General features: G+C 55.2%; 27 protein-coding genes. All 27 read right to left on the reverse strand.

What is annotated here, in order from left to right; translation table 11 throughout:
• Positions 1-25: 25 nt before the first annotated feature.
• A complete protein-coding gene (secY, locus tag ACZ9BE_RS21415) occupies positions 26-1354 on the reverse strand; it encodes a preprotein translocase subunit SecY (RefSeq protein WP_016772945.1) in 1329 nt (442 codons plus the stop codon).
• Positions 1355-1792, reverse strand: a complete 438-nt coding sequence (gene rplO, locus ACZ9BE_RS21420) for a 50S ribosomal protein L15 (protein WP_003228720.1) — start codon at positions 1790-1792, stop codon at positions 1355-1357.
• A gap of 3 nt (positions 1793-1795) precedes the next feature.
• Positions 1796-1972 (reverse strand): 50S ribosomal protein L30, encoded by a 177-nt coding sequence (gene rpmD, locus ACZ9BE_RS21425; RefSeq protein ID WP_003176408.1) that lies wholly within the window; start codon positions 1970-1972, stop codon positions 1796-1798.
• Positions 1973-1974: 2 nt separating this feature from the next.
• Positions 1975-2475 carry a 30S ribosomal protein S5 gene (gene rpsE / locus ACZ9BE_RS21430; RefSeq protein ID WP_007955637.1) on the reverse strand — a complete coding sequence of 167 codons (501 nt, stop codon included), beginning with the start codon at positions 2473-2475 and terminating at the stop codon, positions 1975-1977.
• A 3-nt stretch (positions 2476-2478) separates the two neighbouring features.
• Positions 2479-2829: a 50S ribosomal protein L18 gene (rplR, locus tag ACZ9BE_RS21435; RefSeq protein ID WP_003186037.1), complete on the reverse strand. Its 351-nt coding sequence runs from the start codon at positions 2827-2829 to the stop codon at positions 2479-2481.
• Between the two features lie 10 nt (positions 2830-2839).
• Positions 2840-3373, reverse strand: a complete 534-nt coding sequence (rplF, locus tag ACZ9BE_RS21440; protein WP_003228722.1) for a 50S ribosomal protein L6 — start codon at positions 3371-3373, stop codon at positions 2840-2842.
• Between the two features lie 12 nt (positions 3374-3385).
• Entirely contained in the window at positions 3386-3778 is a 393-nt protein-coding gene (rpsH, locus tag ACZ9BE_RS21445; protein ID WP_016772944.1) for a 30S ribosomal protein S8, read from the reverse strand.
• 208 nt (positions 3779-3986) lie between these two features.
• Positions 3987-4292, reverse strand: coding sequence for a 30S ribosomal protein S14 (rpsN, locus tag ACZ9BE_RS21450; protein WP_003186042.1), 306 nt, complete (start codon positions 4290-4292; stop codon positions 3987-3989).
• A 13-nt stretch (positions 4293-4305) separates the two neighbouring features.
• Complete coding sequence (gene rplE / locus ACZ9BE_RS21455) at positions 4306-4845, reverse strand: 50S ribosomal protein L5 (protein ID WP_003210069.1); 540 nt, start codon at positions 4843-4845, stop codon at positions 4306-4308.
• A 20-nt stretch (positions 4846-4865) separates the two neighbouring features.
• Entirely contained in the window at positions 4866-5180 is a 315-nt protein-coding gene (gene rplX, locus ACZ9BE_RS21460; RefSeq protein WP_003186046.1) for a 50S ribosomal protein L24, read from the reverse strand.
• A gap of 11 nt (positions 5181-5191) precedes the next feature.
• Positions 5192-5560 carry a 50S ribosomal protein L14 gene (rplN, locus tag ACZ9BE_RS21465; RefSeq protein WP_002555479.1) on the reverse strand — a complete coding sequence of 123 codons (369 nt, stop codon included), beginning with the start codon at positions 5558-5560 and terminating at the stop codon, positions 5192-5194.
• A gap of 23 nt (positions 5561-5583) precedes the next feature.
• The gene (gene rpsQ / locus ACZ9BE_RS21470) at positions 5584-5850 is read right to left on the reverse strand and encodes a 30S ribosomal protein S17 (RefSeq protein ID WP_003194644.1); all 267 of its coding nucleotides are present in this window, start codon (positions 5848-5850) and stop codon (positions 5584-5586) included.
• Between the two features lie 2 nt (positions 5851-5852).
• The gene (gene rpmC / locus ACZ9BE_RS21475) at positions 5853-6044 is read right to left on the reverse strand and encodes a 50S ribosomal protein L29 (RefSeq protein WP_002555481.1); all 192 of its coding nucleotides are present in this window, start codon (positions 6042-6044) and stop codon (positions 5853-5855) included.
• Positions 6044-6457: a 50S ribosomal protein L16 gene (gene rplP, locus ACZ9BE_RS21480; protein ID WP_003228729.1), complete on the reverse strand. Its 414-nt coding sequence runs from the start codon at positions 6455-6457 to the stop codon at positions 6044-6046. Before rplP ends, rpmC begins: the two co-directional genes overlap by 1 nt.
• 12 nt (positions 6458-6469) lie before the next feature.
• The gene (rpsC, locus tag ACZ9BE_RS21485; protein ID WP_003176422.1) at positions 6470-7156 is read right to left on the reverse strand and encodes a 30S ribosomal protein S3; all 687 of its coding nucleotides are present in this window, start codon (positions 7154-7156) and stop codon (positions 6470-6472) included.
• A 13-nt stretch (positions 7157-7169) separates the two neighbouring features.
• Positions 7170-7502: a 50S ribosomal protein L22 gene (rplV, locus tag ACZ9BE_RS21490; RefSeq protein WP_003103908.1), complete on the reverse strand. Its 333-nt coding sequence runs from the start codon at positions 7500-7502 to the stop codon at positions 7170-7172.
• 11 nt (positions 7503-7513) lie between these two features.
• On the reverse strand, positions 7514-7789 hold the full coding sequence (rpsS, locus tag ACZ9BE_RS21495; RefSeq protein WP_011336172.1) for a 30S ribosomal protein S19: 276 nt from the start codon (positions 7787-7789) through the stop codon (positions 7514-7516).
• A 16-nt stretch (positions 7790-7805) separates the two neighbouring features.
• Entirely contained in the window at positions 7806-8630 is an 825-nt protein-coding gene (gene rplB, locus ACZ9BE_RS21500) for a 50S ribosomal protein L2 (RefSeq protein ID WP_476249921.1), read from the reverse strand.
• 14 nt (positions 8631-8644) lie between these two features.
• Positions 8645-8944 (reverse strand): 50S ribosomal protein L23, encoded by a 300-nt coding sequence (gene rplW / locus ACZ9BE_RS21505; protein WP_002555488.1) that lies wholly within the window; start codon positions 8942-8944, stop codon positions 8645-8647.
• Complete coding sequence (gene rplD, locus ACZ9BE_RS21510) at positions 8941-9543, reverse strand: 50S ribosomal protein L4 (protein ID WP_003228735.1); 603 nt, start codon at positions 9541-9543, stop codon at positions 8941-8943. Before rplD ends, rplW begins: the two co-directional genes overlap by 4 nt.
• A gap of 12 nt (positions 9544-9555) precedes the next feature.
• Positions 9556-10191 carry a 50S ribosomal protein L3 gene (gene rplC, locus ACZ9BE_RS21515; RefSeq protein WP_123448313.1) on the reverse strand — a complete coding sequence of 212 codons (636 nt, stop codon included), beginning with the start codon at positions 10189-10191 and terminating at the stop codon, positions 9556-9558.
• An 80-nt stretch (positions 10192-10271) separates the two neighbouring features.
• Positions 10272-10583, reverse strand: a complete 312-nt coding sequence (rpsJ, locus tag ACZ9BE_RS21520; protein ID WP_003186070.1) for a 30S ribosomal protein S10 — start codon at positions 10581-10583, stop codon at positions 10272-10274.
• Positions 10584-10737: 154 nt separating this feature from the next.
• Positions 10738-11931, reverse strand: coding sequence for an elongation factor Tu (gene tuf / locus ACZ9BE_RS21525; RefSeq protein ID WP_064361246.1), 1194 nt, complete (start codon positions 11929-11931; stop codon positions 10738-10740).
• A gap of 31 nt (positions 11932-11962) precedes the next feature.
• Positions 11963-14068 (reverse strand): elongation factor G, encoded by a 2106-nt coding sequence (gene fusA / locus ACZ9BE_RS21530; RefSeq protein WP_016772942.1) that lies wholly within the window; start codon positions 14066-14068, stop codon positions 11963-11965.
• 30 nt (positions 14069-14098) lie between these two features.
• Complete coding sequence (gene rpsG, locus ACZ9BE_RS21535) at positions 14099-14572, reverse strand: 30S ribosomal protein S7 (RefSeq protein WP_016772941.1); 474 nt, start codon at positions 14570-14572, stop codon at positions 14099-14101.
• Between the two features lie 107 nt (positions 14573-14679).
• Positions 14680-15051, reverse strand: coding sequence for a 30S ribosomal protein S12 (rpsL, locus tag ACZ9BE_RS21540; protein WP_003186084.1), 372 nt, complete (start codon positions 15049-15051; stop codon positions 14680-14682).
• A 216-nt stretch (positions 15052-15267) separates the two neighbouring features.
• Entirely contained in the window at positions 15268-19467 is a 4200-nt protein-coding gene (rpoC, locus tag ACZ9BE_RS21545) for a DNA-directed RNA polymerase subunit beta' (RefSeq protein WP_016772940.1), read from the reverse strand.
• Between the last annotated feature and the right edge of the window lie 17 nt (positions 19468-19484).

The following is a 19484-nucleotide window of genomic DNA, read 5'->3' on the forward strand; positions in this document are numbered from 1 at the left end:
CCAACTCCTCGAACCTTATGGGTACTCAGCGCAACATGCCGCTGCCGTAACCCTTCAGGTTGGCTTTCTTCATCAGGGATTCGTACTGGTGCGAAACGAGGTGCGATTGTACTTGGGACATGAAGTCCATCACAACCACGACCACGATCAGCAACGAGGTCCCGCCAAGGTAGAACGGAACGTTTGCTGCAACCACCAGGAATTGGGGCAACAGGCACACGGCCGTCATGTAAAGAGCACCGAACAGGGTCAAGCGGGTCAGAACGCCATCAATATAGCGCGCAGACTGCTCACCTGGACGAATGCCCGGAATAAAGGCACCGGACTTCTTCAGGTTTTCCGCTACGTCTTTCGGATTGAACATCAACGCCGTATAGAAGAAGCAGAAGAAAATAATCCCTGCACTAAACAGCAGAATATTCAACGGCTGACCAGGAGCGATCGACTGCGAGATGTCCTGCAACCAGCCCATACCTTCAGACTGACCGAACCAGGCACCCAACGAAGCCGGGAACAGCAAAATGCTGCTCGCGAAAATAGCCGGAATAACACCGGCCATGTTCACCTTCAGCGGCAAGTGGCTTGTCTGCGCAGCAAAAACCTTGCGGCCCTGCTGACGCTTGGCGTAATGAACAGCGATACGACGCTGACCACGCTCAATGAACACCACGAAACCGATAATCGCTACTGCCAGCAAACCGATGGCAACCAGGGCGAAGATGTTGATATCACCCTGACGCGCAGACTCGAAAGACTGCCCGATTGCTCTCGGAAGACCGGCGACGATACCCGAAAAAATCAACATCGAGATACCGTTGCCAACACCACGCTCAGTAATCTGCTCACCCAGCCACATCATGAACATCGCACCAGCCACAAATGTGGTTACCGCGACGAAATGGAAGCCAAAGTCACCAGTGAACGCGACGCCCTGCCCCGCCAGACCAATGGACATGCCAATAGCCTGGACCAGAGCGAGAGCGACGGTGAGGTAGCGGGTGTACTGGCTAATCTTGCGACGGCCAGCTTCACCTTCCTTCTTCAACTGCTCCAGCTGCGGGCTGACGGCGGTCATCAATTGCATGATGATCGATGCCGAAATGTACGGCATGATCCCCAGTGCAAAGATGCTCATCCGTTCCAGCGCGCCGCCGGAGAACATGTTGAACAAGCTAAGAATGGTCCCCTCATTCTGTCGAAACAGGTCTGCGAGTCGGTCCGGGTTGATACCTGGAACCGGGATGTGTGCGCCTATTCGGTAGACGATAATCGCCAGGAACAGAAAACGCAGACGAGCCCAGAGTTCAGACATACCGCCTTTGCCGAGCGCAGAGAGAGCACCTTGCTTAGCCATTTATTCCTCGAACTTGCCGCCAGCTGCTTCGATAGCCGCACGCGCACCTTTGGTGGCGCCGATTCCCTTGCCGATAGTGACAGCGCGAGTCACTTCACCGGACAGCATGATTTTCACACGCTGTACGTTGACGTTGATCACGTTGGCATCTTTCAGGGACTGCACAGTAACGATGTCGCCTTCCACTTTAGCCAGCTCGGACAAACGCACTTCTGCGCGATCCATGGCTTTGAGGGAAACGAAACCGAACTTAGGCAGACGACGATGCAGCGGCTGTTGACCGCCTTCAAAGCCTGGAGCGATGGTGCCACCGGAGCGGGAGGTCTGACCTTTGTGACCACGGCCACCAGTCTTGCCCAAACCACTACCGATACCACGGCCCGGACGATGCTTTTCGCGACGGGAACCCGGCGCTGGACTCAGATCATTGAGTTTCATCGATTAACCCTCGACACGCAGCATGTAGTAAGCCTTGTTGATCATCCCGCGATTCTCGGGAGTATCCTGGACTTCTACAGTGTGACCGATGCGACGCAGACCCAGACCCTTAACGCACAGTTTGTGGTTAGGGATGCGGCCGGTCATGCTTTTGATCAGCGTAACTTTAACGGTAGCCATGATTACTTGATCTCCTCAACACGCAGGCCACGCTTGGCAGCGATGGACTCAGGAGACTGCATAGCCTTCAGACCCTTGAAAGTGGCGTGAACCACGTTTACCGGGTTAGTCGAGCCGTAGCACTTGGCCAGAACGTTCTGAACGCCAGCAACTTCGAGGACAGCACGCATAGCGCCGCCAGCGATGATACCGGTACCTTCAGAAGCAGGCTGCATGTACACCTTCGAAGCGCCGTGAGCGGACTTCATCGCGTACTGCAGAGTTGTGCCGTTCAGGTCCACTTGAATCATGTTACGGCGAGCAGCTTCCATTGCCTTCTGGATCGCAGCAGGCACTTCACGCGACTTGCCACGGCCGAAGCCAACACGCCCTTTACCATCACCAACCACGGTCAACGCGGTGAAAGTGAAGATACGGCCGCCTTTAACGGTTTTGGCTACGCGGTTAACTTGAACCAGCTTCTCGATGTAGCCTTCGTCGCGCTTTTGGTCGTTATTTGACATAACTTAGAACTCCAGCCCAGCTTCACGAGCAGCATCAGCCAGCGCTTTAACGCGGCCATGGTACTTGAAGCCAGAGCGGTCGAAAGCCACTTGCGATACGCCAGCGGCCTTAGCACGCGTAGCGACCAGCTGGCCAACCTTTGTGGCCGCGTCGATGTTGCCAGTGGCACCATCACGCAGTTCTTTATCCAAAGTCGAGGCACTTGCCAGGACTTTGTTGCCGTCGGCCGAGATGACCTGGGCGTAGATGTGCTGCGACGAGCGGAACACGCAGAGACGCACGACTTCGAGTTCGTGCATTTTCAGGCGTGCTTTGCGAGCGCGACGCAGTCGAGTAACTTTTTTGTCGGTCATTTGCTATGCCCTACTTCTTCTTGGCTTCTTTACGACGGACGACTTCGTCCGCGTAGCGCACACCTTTGCCTTTGTACGGCTCTGGTGGACGGAAGTCGCGGATCTCGGCGGCCACTTGACCTACCAGCTGCTTGTCGATGCCCTTGATCAGGATATCGGTCTGGCTAGGAGTCTCAGCGGTGATGCCTTCCGGCAGTTCGTAATCCACTGGGTGCGAGAAGCCAAGAGCCAGGTTCAGAACCTGACCTTTTGCTTGCGCTTTGTAACCAACACCGACCAGCTGGAGCTTGCGCTCAAAGCCTTGGCTTACGCCCTGGACCATGTTGTTTACCAACGCACGCGTGGTACCGGCCATTGCGCGAGTTTGTTGATCGCCATTGCGAGCAGCGAAACGCAGCTCACCAGCTTCTTCAACGATCTCAACGGACGAATGGATGTTCAGTTCAAGAGTGCCCTTGGCACCCTTCACCGAAAGCTGTTGGCCTGCGAATTTGACTTCGACACCGGCTGGCAGCTTAACGGGGTTCTTAGCGACGCGAGACATGCTTATCCCCCCTTAGAACACAGTGCAAAGAACTTCGCCGCCGACACCGGCAGCGCGCGCAGCACGATCAGTCATCACACCTTTGTTGGTGGAGACGATAGACACGCCAAGACCGCCACGAACTTTCGGCAGATCTTCAACGGACTTGTACTGACGCAGGCCTGGACGACTAACGCGCTTCACTTCTTCGATAACCGGACGGCCTTCGAAGTACTTCAGCGAGATGGACAGCGACGGCTTGGCGTCGGTGGTGATCTGAAAATCCGCGATGTAACCTTCGTCCTTCAGGACTTTTGCTACAGCAGCCTTCAACGTGGAAGACGGCATGCTTACGACAGACTTTTCAGCCATCTGGGCATTACGGATTCGAGTTAGCATGTCCGCTAACGGGTCCTGCATACTCATGGGCTAGACGCTCCTAATACAAAAAAATTAGCCTTGCGGCTACTACTTGTCGCCGAGAACTTCCGGGCAGAAAAACACGGGCTCAGGCGAGCCGGTCATTCTAGACACACCCCAGAAATGAATCAAGCCCCAAAAGGGGCTTGATTCAGATTCAAGGCCACCGATGGTCAGGTTCTTGCGAACCCGAACATCGAGACTTTGACAACAATTACCAGCTGGCCTTAACCAGACCTGGCACGTCACCACGCATTGCAGCTTGACGCAGCATGTTACGGCCGAGGCCGAACTTGCGGTACACGCCGTGCGGACGACCAGTCAGGCGGCAACGGTTACGCATGCGCGAAGCGCTTGCGTCACGTGGTTGCTTCTGCAGAGCTACGGTAGCTTCCCAACGCGCTTCTGGACTTGCGTTCAGATCGACGATGATAGCTTTCAGCGCTGCACGCTTGGTGGCGTACTTGGCAACGGTGAGCTGACGCTTCAGCTCACGGTTCTTCATGCTCTTCTTGGCCATTTTCCTACTCCAATCAGTTGCGGAACGGGAATTTGAAAGCACGCAGCAGAGCGCGGCCTTCATCATCGTTCTTGGCAGTGGTGGTCAGGGTAATGTCCAGACCGCGGAGAGCATCGATCTTGTCGTAGTCGATTTCCGGGAAGATGATCTGCTCTTTCACGCCCATGCTGTAGTTACCACGACCATCAAAGGACTTGGCATTCAGGCCGCGGAAGTCGCGAACCCGAGGCAGGGAGATCGACAGCAGACGATCCAGGAACTCGTACATACGCTCACGGCGCAGGGTCACTTTGACGCCGATCGGCCATCCTTCGCGGACTTTAAAGCCAGCAATGGATTTACGAGCGTAGGTCACAACGACTTTCTGGCCGGTGATCTTTTCCAGGTCAGCAACAGCGTGCTCGATGACTTTTTTGTCGCCGATCGCTTCGCCCAGACCCATGTTCAGGGTGATTTTGGTAACGCGCGGAACTTCCATCACGTTCGAAAGCTTAAGTTCTTCCTTAAGTTTCGGAGCGATTTCCTTCCGGTAAATCTCTTTTAGTCGTGCCATGGTCTTCTACCTAGCAGTGTTCAAGCATCAACCGCTTTTTGGGTCGACTTGAAGACACGAATTTTCTTACCGTCTTCTACTTTGAAACCAACGCGGTCAGCCTTGTTGGTTTCGCCGTTGAAGATGGCGACGTTGGAAGCGTGCAGTGGCGCTTCTTTCTCGACGATACCGCCCTGTACGCCCGACATCGGGTTAGGCTTGGTATGACGCTTGACCAGGTTCAGACCACCAACAACCAGACGGTTGTCAGCAAGAACCTTCAGCACCTTACCGCGCTTACCTTTGTCTTTGCCGGCGATCACGATGATCTCGTCGTCACGACGAATCTTTTGCATGTCGGATCTCCTTACAGCACTTCTGGGGCGAGCGAGACGATCTTCATGAACTTCTCAGTACGAAGTTCACGGGTCACTGGCCCAAAGATACGGGTGCCGATCGGCTCTTGCTTGTTGTTCAGAAGAACAGCAGCGTTGCCATCAAAGCGGATAATGGAGCCATCAGCACGACGTACGCCGTGACGAGTGCGGACTACAACAGCAGTCATCACTTGGCCTTTTTTCACTTTACCGCGAGGAATTGCTTCCTTCACGGTAACTTTGATGATGTCACCGATACCAGCGTAACGACGATGGGAGCCACCCAGCACCTTGATGCACATAACACGGCGAGCGCCGCTGTTATCGGCCACATCGAGCATGGATTGAGTCTGAATCATATAATTTCTCCGACCCCTAGCCCTTAGACTTCCACAGCGCGTTCGAGAACATCAACCAGCGCCCAAGACTTGGTCTTGGCCATCGGACGAGTTTCACGAATAGTGACTTTGTCGCCGATGTGGCACTGATTGGTTTCGTCGTGCGCGTGCAGCTTAGTCGAACGCTTAACGTATTTACCGTAGATCGGGTGCTTTACGCGACGCTCGATCAGAACGGTGATGGTTTTGTCCATCTTGTCGCTGACAACACGGCCAGTCAGCGTACGGACAGTTTTTTCGGCTTCAGCCATGATCACTTACCTGCCTGCTGGTTGAGCACAGTCTTCACGCGAGCGATGTCACGCTTAACTTGCGAGAGCAGATGAGACTGCCCCAACTGGCCAGTTGCTTTCTGCATGCGCAGATTGAACTGGTCGCGCAGCAAGCCGAGCAGTTGCTCGTTCAGCTGCTGTGCGGATTTTTCACGAAGTTCATTCGCTTTCATCACATCACCGTCCGTTTAACAAAGGAGGTGGCGAGCGGCAGCTTTGCAGCAGCCAGGGCGAAAGCCTCACGCGCCAGCTCTTCAGAAACACCCTCGATTTCATACAGGACTTTGCCTGGCTGAATCTGGGCAACCCAGTACTCCACGTTACCCTTACCTTTACCCATACGAACCTCGAGAGGTTTCTTGGAAATCGGCTTGTCCGGGAATACACGGATCCAGATCTTGCCGCCACGTTTTACGTGACGGGTCAGAGCACGACGCGCTGACTCGATCTGACGAGCGGTGAGACGACCACGAGCAACAGACTTCAGCGCGAACTCGCCGAAGCTGACTTTGCTACCGCGCAGTGCCAGACCACGGTTGTGGCCGGTCATCTGCTTGCGGAACTTCGTACGCTTTGGTTGCAACATTTGGCGTACCCCTTACTTAGCAGCTTTTTTACGAGGCGCTGGTGCTTGTGGTTTCAGTTCTTCTTGGCGACCACCAATAACTTCGCCTTTGAAGATCCAAACCTTTACACCGATCACACCGTAAGTGGTGTGAGCTTCGTAGTTGGCATAGTCGATGTCGGCACGCAGGGTGTGCAGTGGCACACGACCTTCGCGATACCATTCAGTACGTGCGATTTCAGCACCGCCGAGACGACCGCTCACTTGGATTTTGATGCCTTTGGCACCAATGCGCATGGCGTTCTGTACAGCGCGCTTCATAGCGCGACGGAACATTACACGACGCTCCAGCTGCTGAGCTACGCTCTGCGCAACCAGCATACCGTCGAGCTCCGGCTTGCGGATCTCTTCGATATTGATGTGCACAGGCACACCCATTTGCTTGGTCAGGTCCTGACGCAGTTTCTCAACATCTTCACCTTTCTTCCCGATAACGATACCTGGACGAGCGGTGTGGATGGTGATGCGTGCAGTTTGGGCCGGACGATGGATATCGATACGGCTTACGGACGCGCTTTTTAGTTTGTCTTGGAGATACTCACGCACTTTCAGATCTGCGAACAAGTAGTCCGCATAAGTCCGACCGTCTGCGTACCAGACGGAGGTGTGCTCCTTGACGATTCCCAGGCGAATGCCAATGGGATGTACTTTCTGACCCATCTCTTCGACTCCGTTACTTGTCAGCAACCTTGACAGTGATATGGCAAGACCGCTTGACGATGCGATCAGCACGGCCTTTGGCACGTGGCATGATGCGCTTCAGCGAACGCCCTTCGTTGACGAAAACGGTGCTGACCTTCAGGTCATCAACGTCTGCGCCTTCGTTATGCTCGGCGTTGGCTACGGCCGACTCCAGCACTTTCTTCATGATCTCGGCGGCTTTCTTACTGCTGAAAGCCAACAGGTTGAGCGCTTCGCCCACCTTCTTCCCGCGGATCTGGTCGGCGACCAAGCGGGCTTTCTGGGCGGAGATTCGAGCGCCCGACAACTTAGCGGCTACTTCCATTTCCTTACCCCTTAACGCTTGGCTTTCTTGTCAGCCACGTGCCCGCGATAGTTGCGGGTACCGGCGAACTCGCCCAGTTTGTGGCCGACCATGTCTTCGTTAACGAGAACTGGGACGTGCTGACGACCGTTGTGTACTGCGATGGTCAGACCGACCATTTGTGGCAGGATCATCGAACGACGCGACCAGGTTTTAATTGGTTTGCGATCGTTCTTTTCCGCCGCCACTTCGATCTTCTTCAGTAGGTGAAGATCAATAAAAGGACCTTTTTTCAGAGAACGTGGCACTGTCGTATCCCTCTATTTACTTGCGACGACGGACGATCATTTTGTCGGTACGCTTATTACCACGAGTCTTCGCGCCCTTAGTCGGGAAGCCCCATGGCGATACCGGATGACGACCACCAGAGGTACGACCTTCACCACCACCATGTGGGTGGTCAACCGGGTTCATGGCAACACCACGAACGGTTGGGCGAACGCCACGCCAGCGTTTGGCACCAGCTTTACCCAGCGAACGCAGGCTGTGCTCGGAGTTCGAGACTTCACCCAGGGTCGCACGGCATTCAGCCAGGACTTTACGCATTTCACCGGAACGCAGACGCAGGGTCACGTAGACACCTTCACGAGCGATCAGCTGAGCCGAAGCACCAGCGGAACGAGCGATCTGTGCACCTTTACCTGGCTTCAATTCGATGCCGTGTACGGTAGAACCGACTGGAATGTTGCGCAGTTGCAGAGCGTTGCCTGGCTTGATTGGAGCCAGAGCGCCTGCGATCAGCTGGTCGCCAGTACTCACGCCTTTAGGGGCGATGATGTAGCGACGCTCGCCGTCTGCGTAGCACAGCAGTGCGATGTGAGCAGTACGGTTTGGATCGTATTCGATACGCTCGACAGTGGCGACGATGCCATCTTTGTCGTTGCGACGGAAATCGACCATACGGTAATGCTGCTTATGACCACCACCGATGTGACGAGTGGTAATACGGCCATTGTTGTTACGACCACCAGACTTCGATTTTTTCTCGAGCAGCGGTGCGTGAGGAGCGCCTTTATGCAGCTCCTGGTTGACCACCTTGACCACAAAACGGCGGCCAGGGGAAGTCGGTTTGCATTTAACGATTGCCATGATGCACCCCTTCCTTACTCAGCACTGCTGCTGAAATCGAGATCTTGGCCTGGCTGAAGGGAGATAACTGCCTTCTTCCAGTCATTACGCTTGCCCAGACCGCGAGCAGTGCGCTTGCTCTTACCCAGAACGTTCAGGGTAGTGACGCGCTCTACTTTCACGCTGAACAGGCTTTCGACGGCCTTCTTGATTTCCAGCTTGGTTGCATCAGTAGCAACCTTGAAAACGAACTGGCCTTTCTTGTCTGCCAGAACCGTAGCCTTCTCGGAAACGTGCGGGCCAAGCAGAACTTTAAATACGCGTTCCTGGTTCATCCCAGCAGCTCCTCGAATTTCTTCACGGCCGACACGGTGATCAACACCTTGTCGTATGCGATCAGACTAACTGGATCGGAACCTTGCACGTCACGTACATCTACGTGCGGCAGGTTGCGAGCAGCCAGGTACAGGTTCTGATCAACAGCGTCCGACACGATCAGAACGTCGGTCAGGCTCATGTTGTTCAGTTTGCCCAGCAGATCTTTGGTTTTCGGAGTTTCAACAGCGAAATCCTGAACCACGACCAGACGATCAGTACGCACCAGCTCAGCAAGGATGGAACGCATTGCTGCGCGATACATCTTCTTGTTCAGCTTCTGGGAGTGATCCTGTGGACGAGCTGCGAAAGTGGTACCGCCGCCACGCCAGATTGGGCTACGGATAGTACCGGCACGAGCACGGCCAGTACCTTTCTGACGCCATGGGCGCTTGCCGCCACCACGAACGTCGGAACGGGTCTTCTGCTGCTTGCTACCTTGACGGCCGCCGGCCATGTAGGCCACGACTGCTTGGTGAACCAGCGTCTCGTTGAATTCGCCGCCAAATGTCAGTTCGGAAACTTCGATCGCTTGAGCGTCATTTACATTTAATTGCATGTCAGCTTCCCCTTAACCGCGAGCCTTGGCTGCTGGACGTACAACCAGGTTGCCGCCAGTAGCGCCAGGAACAGCACCCTTGACCAACAACAGATTGCGTTCAGCGTCCACGCGCACTACTTCCAGGGACTGCACGGTCACGCGCTCAGCGCCCATATGACCGGACATTTTTTTGCCCTTGAATACACGACCAGGAGTCTGGCACTGGCCGATAGAGCCTGGGACGCGGTGGGATACGGAGTTACCGTGGGTGTTATCTTGCCCGCGGAAATTCCAACGCTTGATCGTACCCTGGAAGCCTTTACCCTTGGACTGACCGGTTACATCAACCAGTTGACCAGCGGCGAAGATTTCAGCGTTGATCAGATCGCCAGCCTGGTACTCGCCTTCTTCAAGGCGGAATTCCATAGTAGCGCGACCAGCGGCAACGTTCGCTTTAGCGAAGTGGCCAGCCTGAGCTGCTGTTACACGCGAAGCGCGACGCTCGCCGACAGTGACTTGCACTGCACGATAGCCATCGGTCTCTTCAGTTTTGAACTGGGTGACGCGATTCGGCTCGATCTCAATGACCGTGACCGGAATGGAGACACCTTCTTCGGTGAAAATACGGGTCATACCGCATTTACGACCGACTACACCAATAGTCATGTTGTAAACCTCATGAGTGTACGGGGCTTTCACCCGCTATGGCCGCCCATTTCAGAGCGTTACACGACCAAGACCGAGTCTTAGCCGAGGCTGATCTGCACTTCCACACCGGCCGCAAGATCAAGCTTCATCAGCGCATCAACGGTTTTATCCGTTGGCTGGACGATGTCCAGAACACGCTTATGAGTGCGGATCTCGTACTGGTCACGCGCGTCTTTGTTGACGTGCGGGGAAACCAGAACGGTGAACCGCTCTTTACGGGTAGGCAGTGGAATTGGACCACGCACTTGAGCACCAGTACGTTTCGCGGTTTCCACGATTTCCTGGGTTGATTGGTCGATCAGGCGATGGTCAAAAGCCTTCAACCTGATACGGATTTGCTGATTTTGCATTGGATTTCAGACTCCGGCTGCTATTCCCACCGGGCGCAATACGCCCGTTAAAAGGAGGCGCAATTCTATAGACGCCCCCGATAGGTGTCAACCCAATAAAAAAGCCCCCGCTGAGCGGGGGCTTTTTCAATTCATCAAGCTGACTTTAAAAGTCTTACTCGATGATTTTGGCTACGACGCCAGCGCCGACGGTACGACCGCCTTCACGGATAGCGAAACGCAGACCATCTTCCATCGCGATGGTTTTGATCAGGGTAACAGTCATCTGAATGTTGTCACCTGGCATTACCATTTCAACGCCTTCTGGCAGCTCGCAGTTACCAGTCACGTCAGTAGTACGGAAGTAGAACTGTGGACGGTAGCCTTTGAAGAACGGAGTGTGACGACCGCCTTCTTCCTTGCTCAGAACGTAAACTTCTGCGGTGAACTTGGTGTGCGGCTTGACCGAACCTGGCTTGACCAGAACCTGGCCACGCTCAACGTCGTCACGCTTGGTACCACGCAGCAGAACGCCGCAGTTCTCGCCAGCACGACCTTCGTCGAGCAGCTTGCGGAACATTTCAACACCGGTGCAAGTAGTAACGGTGGTGTCACGCAGACCAACGATTTCCAGCGGATCCTGAACGCGAACGATACCGCGCTCGATACGACCAGTCACAACAGTACCGCGACCCGAGATCGAGAATACGTCTTCGATTGGCATCAGGAATGGCTTGTCGATCATACGAACTGGCTCTGGGATGTAGGCATCCAGAGTTTCAACCAGCTTCTTGACGGCAGTGGTGCCCATCTCGTTGTCGTCTTTGCCTTCCAGCGCCATACGAGCCGAACCGATGATGATCGGAGTGTCGTCGCCCGGGAAGTCGTAAGTCGACAGCAGGTCACGAACTTCCATCTCAACCAGTTCCAGCAGCTCAGCGTCGTCTACCAGGTCAGCCTTGTTCAGGAAGACCACGATGTACGGAACGCCAACCTGACGGGACAGCAGGATGTGCTCACGGGTTTGCGGCATCGGACCATCAGCGGCCGAGCAAACCAGGATAGCGCCGTCCATCTGAGCAGCACCGGTGATCATGTTCTTCACGTAGTCAGCGTGACCTGGGCAGTCAACGTGAGCGTAGTGACGGATCTTCGAGTTGTACTCAACGTGCGCGGTGTTGATGGTGATACCGCGAGCTTTTTCTTCTGGTGCGCTGTCGATCTTGTCGAAGTCAACGATTGCAGAACCGAAAACTTCAGAGCAAACGCGAGTCAGAGCAGCAGTCAGAGTGGTTTTACCGTGGTCAACGTGACCGATGGTGCCAACGTTGACGTGCGGTAGGGAACGATCAAATTTTTCTTTAGCCACGACAATTAACTCCTAGCCTAAAGGGGCTGAATCAGCCTTGTTTTTTGGTTACGGATTCGACGATGTGCGACGGAGCCGTATCATATTTTTTGAATTCCATAGAGTAGCTTGCGCGACCCTGGGACATGGAACGAACGTCGGTCGCATAACCGAACATCTCACCCAGTGGAACCTCGGCACGGATAACCTTGCCGGACACTGTGTCTTCCATACCCTGGATCATGCCGCGACGACGGTTAAGGTCGCCCATCACATCACCCATATAGTCTTCAGGCGTAACAACCTCTACCGCCATGATCGGCTCGAGCAACTCACCACCACCCTTCTGGGCCAGTTGCTTGGTCGCCATGGAAGCAGCCACTTTAAACGCCATCTCGTTGGAGTCGACGTCGTGGTAAGAACCATCGAACACGGTAGCCTTCAGGCCGATCAGCGGATAGCCGGCAACAACGCCGTTCTTCATCTGCTCTTCGATACCCTTCTGGATAGCCGGGATGTATTCCTTAGGAACCACACCACCTACAACTTCGTTCACGAATTGCAGACCTTCCTGACCTTCGTCAGCAGGAGCAAAACGGATCCAGCAGTGACCGAACTGGCCGCGACCACCGGACTGACGAACGAACTTGCCTTCGATTTCACAGTTCTTCGTGATGCGCTCACGATACGAAACCTGAGGCTTGCCGATGTTGGCTTCGACGTTGAACTCACGGCGCATCCGGTCAACCAGGATGTCCAGGTGCAGCTCGCCCATGCCGGAGATGATCGTCTGACCAGTCTCTTCATCAGTTTTAACGCGGAAAGACGGGTCTTCCTGAGCAAGTTTGCCCAGAGCGATACCCATTTTTTCCTGGTCATCCTTGGTCTTAGGCTCTACGGCAACCGAAATAACCGGCTCCGGGAAGTCCATGCGAACCAGGATGATTGGCTTGTCAGCGTTGCAGAGGGTTTCACCAGTGGTGACGTCCTTCATGCCGATCAGGGCCGCGATGTCACCAGCGCGTACTTCCTTGATCTCTTCACGGGCGTTTGCGTGCATTTGCACCATACGACCCACGCGCTCTTTCTTGCCTTTGACCGAGTTGATCACGCCGTCGCCGGAGTTCAACACGCCCGAGTAAACGCGGACGAAGGTCAGAGTACCCACGAATGGGTCGGTAGCGATCTTGAACGCCAGAGCCGCGAAAGGCTCGTTGTCGTCTGCATGACGCTCCATCTCTTCTTCCTCGTTATCAGGGTTGGAACCCTTGATAGCAGGAATGTCGGTCGGAGCAGGCAGGTAGTCGATAACGGCGTCGAGAACCAGGGGAACGCCCTTGTTCTTGAACGAAGAACCGCAAACGGCCAGAACGATTTCGCCGGCGATAGTACGCTGACGCAAAGCAGCCTTGATCTCTTCGATCGACAGCTCTTCGCCTTCCAGGTACTTGTTCATCAGCTCTTCGTTGGCTTCGGCGGCAGCTTCAACCATGTTGTTGCGCCACTCTTCCGCCAGCTCTTGCAGCTCGGCAGGAATGTCCTTGCGAACAGGAACCATACCTTTGTCAGAGTCGTTCCAGTAGACAGCTTGCATGTTGATCAGATCGATCTGACCCTGGAAGTTGTCTTCGGAACCGATGGCCAACTGGATCGGCACCGGAGTGTGACCCAGACGCTGCTTGATCTGACCGATCACGCGCAGGAAGTTGGCGCCGGCACGGTCCATCTTGTTTACGTAAACAAGACGTGGAACGCCGTATTTGTTGGCTTGACGCCATACGGTTTCCGACTGTGGCTCAACACCCGAAGTACCGCAGAACACAACGACAGCGCCGTCGAGTACGCGCAGGGAACGCTCAACTTCAATGGTGAAGTCAACGTGGCCCGGGGTATCGATTACGTTGAAACGGTGCTCGTGAGAGTACTGCTTCTCGGAACCTTTCCAGAAGGCGGTAATGGCAGCAGAAGTAATGGTAATACCACGCTCCTGCTCCTGAACCATCCAGTCTGTGGTCGCGGCGCCATCATGCACCTCGCCCATTTTGTGACTTTTGCCGGTGTAAAACAGTACGCGCTCGGTGGTGGTGGTTTTACCAGCATCCACGTGAGCGACGATACCGATGTTACGGTAGCGGCTAATCGGAGTAGTACGAGCCATAAAGCCCTCGCAAAATTAGTGAAGCTAAAATTAGAAGCGGTAGTGCGAGAAAGCTTTGTTAGCTTCGGCCATACGGTGCACGTCTTCACGCTTCTTAACAGCAGCACCTTTACCTTCAGCAGCATCCAGCAGTTCGCCAGCCAAACGCAGAGCCATAGACTTCTCGCCGCGCTTACGGGCGAAGTCTACCAACCAGCGCATTGCCAGAGCGTTACGACGGGAAGGACGAACCTCGACCGGAACCTGGTAAGTAGCACCACCAACGCGGCGCGACTTCACTTCGACCAGCGGAGCGATGGCGTCGAGTGCTTTTTCGAAGAGTTCCAGGGGATCGGTGCCAGCCTTACGGGCCGCAACGGTTTCCAGGGCACCATAAACGATACGCTCGGCAACGGCTTTCTTGCCGCTTTCCATAACGTGGTTCATGAATTTGGCGAGGATCTGGCTTCCGTATTTCGGATCGTCCAGAATCTCACGCTTTGCTGCTACGCGACGTCTTGGCATGATAAGCCCTCAAGCGGTCTTCAGGTTAGCTCGGGACAGATCCAGAGGATGCGTGCCCGACCTTACTCTTATCGACTCAATAAAATAAAAATCTGCAAAACGGCCGATTACTTCGGACGCTTGGTACCGTACTTCGAACGACCCTGGTTACGGCCTTTAACGCCGGAAGTATCCAAGGAGCCGCGAACGGTGTGGTAACGAACACCTGGCAAGTCTTTTACACGACCGCCGCGGATCAGTACCACGCTGTGCTCTTGCAGGTTGTGGCCTTCACCACCGATGTACGAGGAAACCTCGAAACCGTTGGTCAGACGCACACGGCATACTTTACGCAGTGCCGAGTTAGGTTTTTTCGGCGTGGTGGTGTACACACGGGTGCACACGCCACGACGTTGCGGGCAGTTCTGCAGCGCAGGCACGTCGGATTTCTCGACGATACGCTTACGCGGCTGACGTACCAGCTGGTTGATAGTTGCCATCTACTAGCTCCACTGTTGTCTTGCGACGCTATTGTCTTGCAAGAAAAGCAAAATGGCAGGAACGAATTCCCGCCAAATTTAGGGGATCAAGAGTCTAAAGAGGATCTTGATTCCAGTCAAGGCAAGGCCCCGACCTCCCCGCCCATCGAACCTTGACTTAATGTCTCGATTCGACGAACGGAGCGATCAGGGCCTCACTCTCGTTTATCGCAGAACTCAGTTACCGCTCGAGTTCAGCGCTTCGGTCAGTGCAGCTTCCACTTCACTGGCGCTTACGCGCAACGGCTTGTCGGCATCACGGCGACGCTTGCGCTCGCTGTGATAGGCAAGACCGGTACCGGCCGGGATCAGACGACCCACGACTACGTTTTCTTTCAGGCCGCGCAGGTAATCGCGCTTGCCGGTGACTGCCGCTTCGGTCAGTACGCGAGTGGTTTCCTGGAAGGAAGCCGCCGAGATGAACGATTCGGTGGACAACGACGCCTTGGTGATACCCAGCAGAACGCGAGTGAACTTGGAGACAAACTTGTCTTCCGCGCTCAGACGTTCGTTCTCGACCAGAACGTGAGTCAGTTCCATCTGGTCGCCCTTGATGAAGCTGGAATCGCCGGACTCGGAGATCTCAACTTTACGCAGCATCTGACGCAGGATGGTCTCGATGTGCTTGTCGTTGATCTTCACGCCTTGCAGACGATAAACGTCCTGGATCTCGTTGACGATGTACTTGGCCAGCGCGCTCACACCCAGCAGACGCAGGATGTCGTGCGGATCGCTTGGACCGTCGGAGATAACTTCGCCGCGGTTTACCTGTTCGCCTTCGAAGACGTTCAGGTGACGCCACTTCGGAATCAGCTCTTCGTACGGATCGCTACCGTCGTTCGGGGTAATGACCAGACGGCGCTTGCCCTTGGTCTCTTTACCGAACGCGATGGTGCCGCTGACTTCAGCCAGAATCGACGCTTCTTTCGGACGACGCGCTTCAAACAGGTCGGCAACACGCGGCAGACCACCGGTGATGTCGCGGGTCTTCGAAGTTTCCTGCGGGATACGAGCGATAACATCACCGATCGCAATCTTCGCACCGTCAGCCACACCGACCAGGGCGTTGGCTGGCAGGAAGTACTGAGCGATAACGTCAGTGCCTGGCAGCAACAGATCCTTGCCGTTGTCGTCGACCATCTTCACTGCTGGACGGATTTCCTTGCCGGCAGCTGGACGATCTTTCGCGTCGAGTACTTCAATGTTGGTCATACCGGTCAATTCGTCAGTCTGACGCTTGATCGTAATGCCTTCTTCCATGCCCACGTAGGTCACGGTACCTTTCATTTCGGTAACGATCGGGTGAGTGTGCGGATCCCACTTGGCCACGATTGCGCCAGCGTCGACCTTGTCACCTTCTTTAACCGAAATCACAGCACCGTACGGCAGCTTGTAACGCTCGCGCTCACGACCGAAATCGTCCGCGATTGCCAGCTCACCGGAACGGGACACAGCAACCAGATGGCCATCCACTCGCTCAACGTGCTTCAGGTTGTGCAGACGGACGGTACCGCCATTCTTCACCTGAACGCTGTCGGCCGCGGAAGTACGGCTTGCCGCACCACCGATGTGGAACGTACGCATGGTCAGCTGGGTACCCGGCTCACCGATGGACTGGGCAGCGATAACGCCGACCGCTTCACCGATGTTCACCTGGTGACCACGAGCCAGATCACGGCCGTAGCACTTGGCGCAAATGCCATAGCGGGTTTCGCAGCTGATCGGCGAACGCACGATCACTTCGTCGATGCTGTTCAGCTCGATGAATTCGACCCACTTCTCGTCTACCAGAGTACCGGCAGGAACGATGACGTCCTCGGTGCCTGGCTTGAATACGTCACGGGCAATGACACGACCCAATACGCGCTCACCCAACGGCTCTACAACGTCACCGCCTTCAATGTGCGGAGTCATCAGCAGACCGTGTTCAGTGCCGCAATCGATCTCGGTTACAACCAGATCCTGCGCCACGTCTACCAGACGACGAGTCAGGTAACCGGAGTTCGCAGTTTTCAACGCGGTATCCGCCAGACCTTTACGAGCACCGTGAGTCGAGATGAAGTACTGAAGTACGCTCAAACCTTCACGGAAGTTCGCAGTAATCGGCGTTTCAATGATGGAACCGTCCGGCTTGGCCATCAGACCACGCATACCGGCCAGCTGACGAATCTGTGCTGCGGAACCCCGCGCACCCGAGTCGGCCATCATGTACATCGAGTTGAAAGACTCTTGATCGACTTCGTCGCCGTGACGGTCGATGACTTTCTCTTTCGAGAGGTTGGCCATCATCGCCTTGGAAACTTCGTCGTTCGCTTTCGACCAGAGGTCGATCACTTTGTTGTACTTCTCGCCCTGGGTTACCAGGCCGGAGGCGTACTGGCTCTCGATCTCTTTCACTTCGTCGGTGGCTGCACCGATGATGCGGGCTTTTTCATCCGGGATAACGAAGTCGTTAACACCGATCGAAACGCCGGAGATGGTCGAGTAAGCGAAACCGGTGTACATCAACTGGTCAGCGAAGATCACGGTCTCTTTCAGACCAACCACACGGTAGCACTGGTTGATCAGCTTGGAGATCGCCTTTTTCTTCATCGGCAGGTTGACGACGTCGAACGACAGACCTTTCGGCACAACCTGGAACAGCAGCGCACGGCCGACAGTGGTGTCGACGATACGGGTACCGCTCACGCTGTTGCCGTCACGGTCGTTGACGGTTTCGTTGATACGAACCTTGACCTTGGCGTGCAGTGCAGCTTCGCCGGCACGGAACACACGGTCGACTTCCTGCAGATCCGCGAACACACGACCTTCGCCCTTGGCGTTGATCGCTTCACGAGTCATGTAGTACAGACCCAATACAACGTCCTGCGACGGAACGATGATTGGCTCACCGTTGGCTGGCGACAGAATGTTGTTGGTCGACATCATCAACGCACGCGCTTCGAGCTGGGCTTCCAGTGTCAGCGGTACGTGCACGGCCATTTGGTCGCCGTCGAAGTCGGCGTTGTACGCGGCGCAGACCAGCGGGTGCAGCTGGATAGCCTTACCTTCGATCAGTACCGGTTCAAACGCCTGGATACCCAGACGGTGAAGGGTCGGTGCACGGTTGAGAAGAACCGGGTGTTCGCGAATCACTTCAGCGAGAACGTCCCAAACCTCTGGCAGTTCGCGCTCGACCATTTTCTTGGCCGCTTTGATGGTGGTCGCCAGACCACGCATTTCCAGCTTGCCAAAAATGAACGGCTTGAACAGCTCGAGAGCCATCTTCTTCGGCAGACCGCACTGGTGCAGACGCAGGGTCGGGCCTACGGTAATTACCGAACGACCGGAGTAGTCAACACGCTTACCGAGCAAGTTCTGACGGAAACGACCCTGCTTACCCTTGATCATGTCAGCCAGGGATTTCAGAGGACGCTTGTTGGAACCGGTGATAGCGCGACCACGACGACCGTTGTCGAGCAATGCATCGACCGCTTCCTGCAACATGCGCTTTTCGTTGCGCACGATGATGTCCGGAGCCGACAGATCCAGCAAGCGCTTCAAACGGTTGTTACGGTTAATCACTCGACGATACAGATCGTTGAGGTCGGAGGTCGCGAAACGACCGCCATCCAGCGGGACCAGTGGACGCAGATCTGGCGGCAGAACCGGCAGAACGGTCAGCACCATCCACTCTGGCAGGTTGCCGGAACCCTGAAAGGCTTCCATCAATTTCAGACGCTTGGACAGCTTCTTGATCTTGGTTTCCGAGTTGGTTTGCGGAATCTCTTCGCGCAGACGGCCAATCTCGTGCTCCAGGTCGATAGCGTGCAGCAGTTCACGGACAGCTTCAGCACCCATGCGGGCATCGAAATCGTCACCGAACTCTTCAAGCGCTTCGAAGTACTGCTCGTCGTTCAGCAGCTGACCTTTTTCAAGGGTGGTCATGCCTGGATCGATAACGACATAGCTCTCGAAGTAGAGAACGCGCTCGATATCACGCAGGGTCATGTCCATCAGCAGGCCGATACGGGACGGCAGCGATTTCAGGAACCAGATGTGGGCAACCGGCGAAGCCAGCTCGATGTGCGCCATGCGCTCACGACGAACCTTGGCCAGTGCAACTTCAACGCCGCACTTCTCGCAGATCACACCACGGTGCTTCAAGCGCTTGTACTTACCGCACAGGCACTCGTAATCCTTTACCGGGCCAAAGATCTTGGCGCAGAACAGGCCGTCACGCTCAGGTTTGAACGTACGGTAGTTGATGGTTTCCGGCTTTTTAACTTCACCGAACGACCACGAACGGATCATCTCCGGCGAGGCCAATCCGATACGGATGGCGTCGAACTCTTCGACTTGACCCTGGTTTTTCAGCAAATTCAGTAGGTCTTTCAAGGCCTTTCCTCCTGGCG

Source organism: Pseudomonas sp. TE9122 (assembly GCF_056278925.1).

Coding starts and splice junctions, on each gene's coding strand:
- secY (WP_016772945.1), bottom strand. CDS start 1,354: ATGGCTAAGCAAGGTGCTCTCTCTGCGCTCGGCAAAGGCGGTATGTCT.
- rplO (WP_003228720.1), bottom strand. CDS start 1,792: ATGAAACTCAATGATCTGAGTCCAGCGCCGGGTTCCCGTCGCGAAAAG.
- rpmD (WP_003176408.1), bottom strand. CDS start 1,972: ATGGCTACCGTTAAAGTTACGCTGATCAAAAGCATGACCGGCCGCATC.
- rpsE (WP_007955637.1), bottom strand. CDS start 2,475: ATGTCAAATAACGACCAAAAGCGCGACGAAGGCTACATCGAGAAGCTG.
- rplR (WP_003186037.1), bottom strand. CDS start 2,829: ATGACCGACAAAAAAGTTACTCGACTGCGTCGCGCTCGCAAAGCACGC.
- rplF (WP_003228722.1), bottom strand. CDS start 3,373: ATGTCTCGCGTCGCTAAGAACCCCGTTAAGCTGCCAGCCGGTGTCGAA.
- rpsH (WP_016772944.1), bottom strand. CDS start 3,778: ATGAGTATGCAGGACCCGTTAGCGGACATGCTAACTCGAATCCGTAAT.
- rpsN (WP_003186042.1), bottom strand. CDS start 4,292: ATGGCCAAGAAGAGCATGAAGAACCGTGAGCTGAAGCGTCAGCTCACC.
- rplE (WP_003210069.1), bottom strand. CDS start 4,845: ATGGCACGACTAAAAGAGATTTACCGGAAGGAAATCGCTCCGAAACTT.
- rplX (WP_003186046.1), bottom strand. CDS start 5,180: ATGCAAAAGATTCGTCGTGACGACGAGATCATCGTGATCGCCGGCAAA.
- rplN (WP_002555479.1), bottom strand. CDS start 5,560: ATGATTCAGACTCAATCCATGCTCGATGTGGCCGATAACAGCGGCGCT.
- rpsQ (WP_003194644.1), bottom strand. CDS start 5,850: ATGGCTGAAGCCGAAAAAACTGTCCGTACGCTGACTGGCCGTGTTGTC.
- rpmC (WP_002555481.1), bottom strand. CDS start 6,044: ATGAAAGCGAATGAACTTCGTGAAAAATCCGCACAGCAGCTGAACGAG.
- rplP (WP_003228729.1), bottom strand. CDS start 6,457: ATGTTGCAACCAAAGCGTACGAAGTTCCGCAAGCAGATGACCGGCCAC.
- rpsC (WP_003176422.1), bottom strand. CDS start 7,156: ATGGGTCAGAAAGTACATCCCATTGGCATTCGCCTGGGAATCGTCAAG.
- rplV (WP_003103908.1), bottom strand. CDS start 7,502: ATGGAAGTAGCCGCTAAGTTGTCGGGCGCTCGAATCTCCGCCCAGAAA.
- rplB (WP_476249921.1), bottom strand. CDS start 8,630: ATGGCAATCGTTAAATGCAAACCGACTTCCCCTGGCCGCCGTTTTGTG.
- rplW (WP_002555488.1), bottom strand. CDS start 8,944: ATGAACCAGGAACGCGTATTTAAAGTTCTGCTTGGCCCGCACGTTTCC.
- rplD (WP_003228735.1), bottom strand. CDS start 9,543: ATGCAATTAAATGTAAATGACGCTCAAGCGATCGAAGTTTCCGAACTG.
- rplC (WP_123448313.1), bottom strand. CDS start 10,191: ATGACTATTGGTGTAGTCGGTCGTAAATGCGGTATGACCCGTATTTTC.
- rpsJ (WP_003186070.1), bottom strand. CDS start 10,583: ATGCAAAATCAGCAAATCCGTATCAGGTTGAAGGCTTTTGACCATCGC.
- fusA (WP_016772942.1), bottom strand. CDS start 14,068: ATGGCTCGTACTACTCCGATTAGCCGCTACCGTAACATCGGTATCGTC.
- rpsG (WP_016772941.1), bottom strand. CDS start 14,572: ATGCCAAGACGTCGCGTAGCAGCAAAGCGTGAGATTCTGGACGATCCG.
- rpsL (WP_003186084.1), bottom strand. CDS start 15,051: ATGGCAACTATCAACCAGCTGGTACGTCAGCCGCGTAAGCGTATCGTC.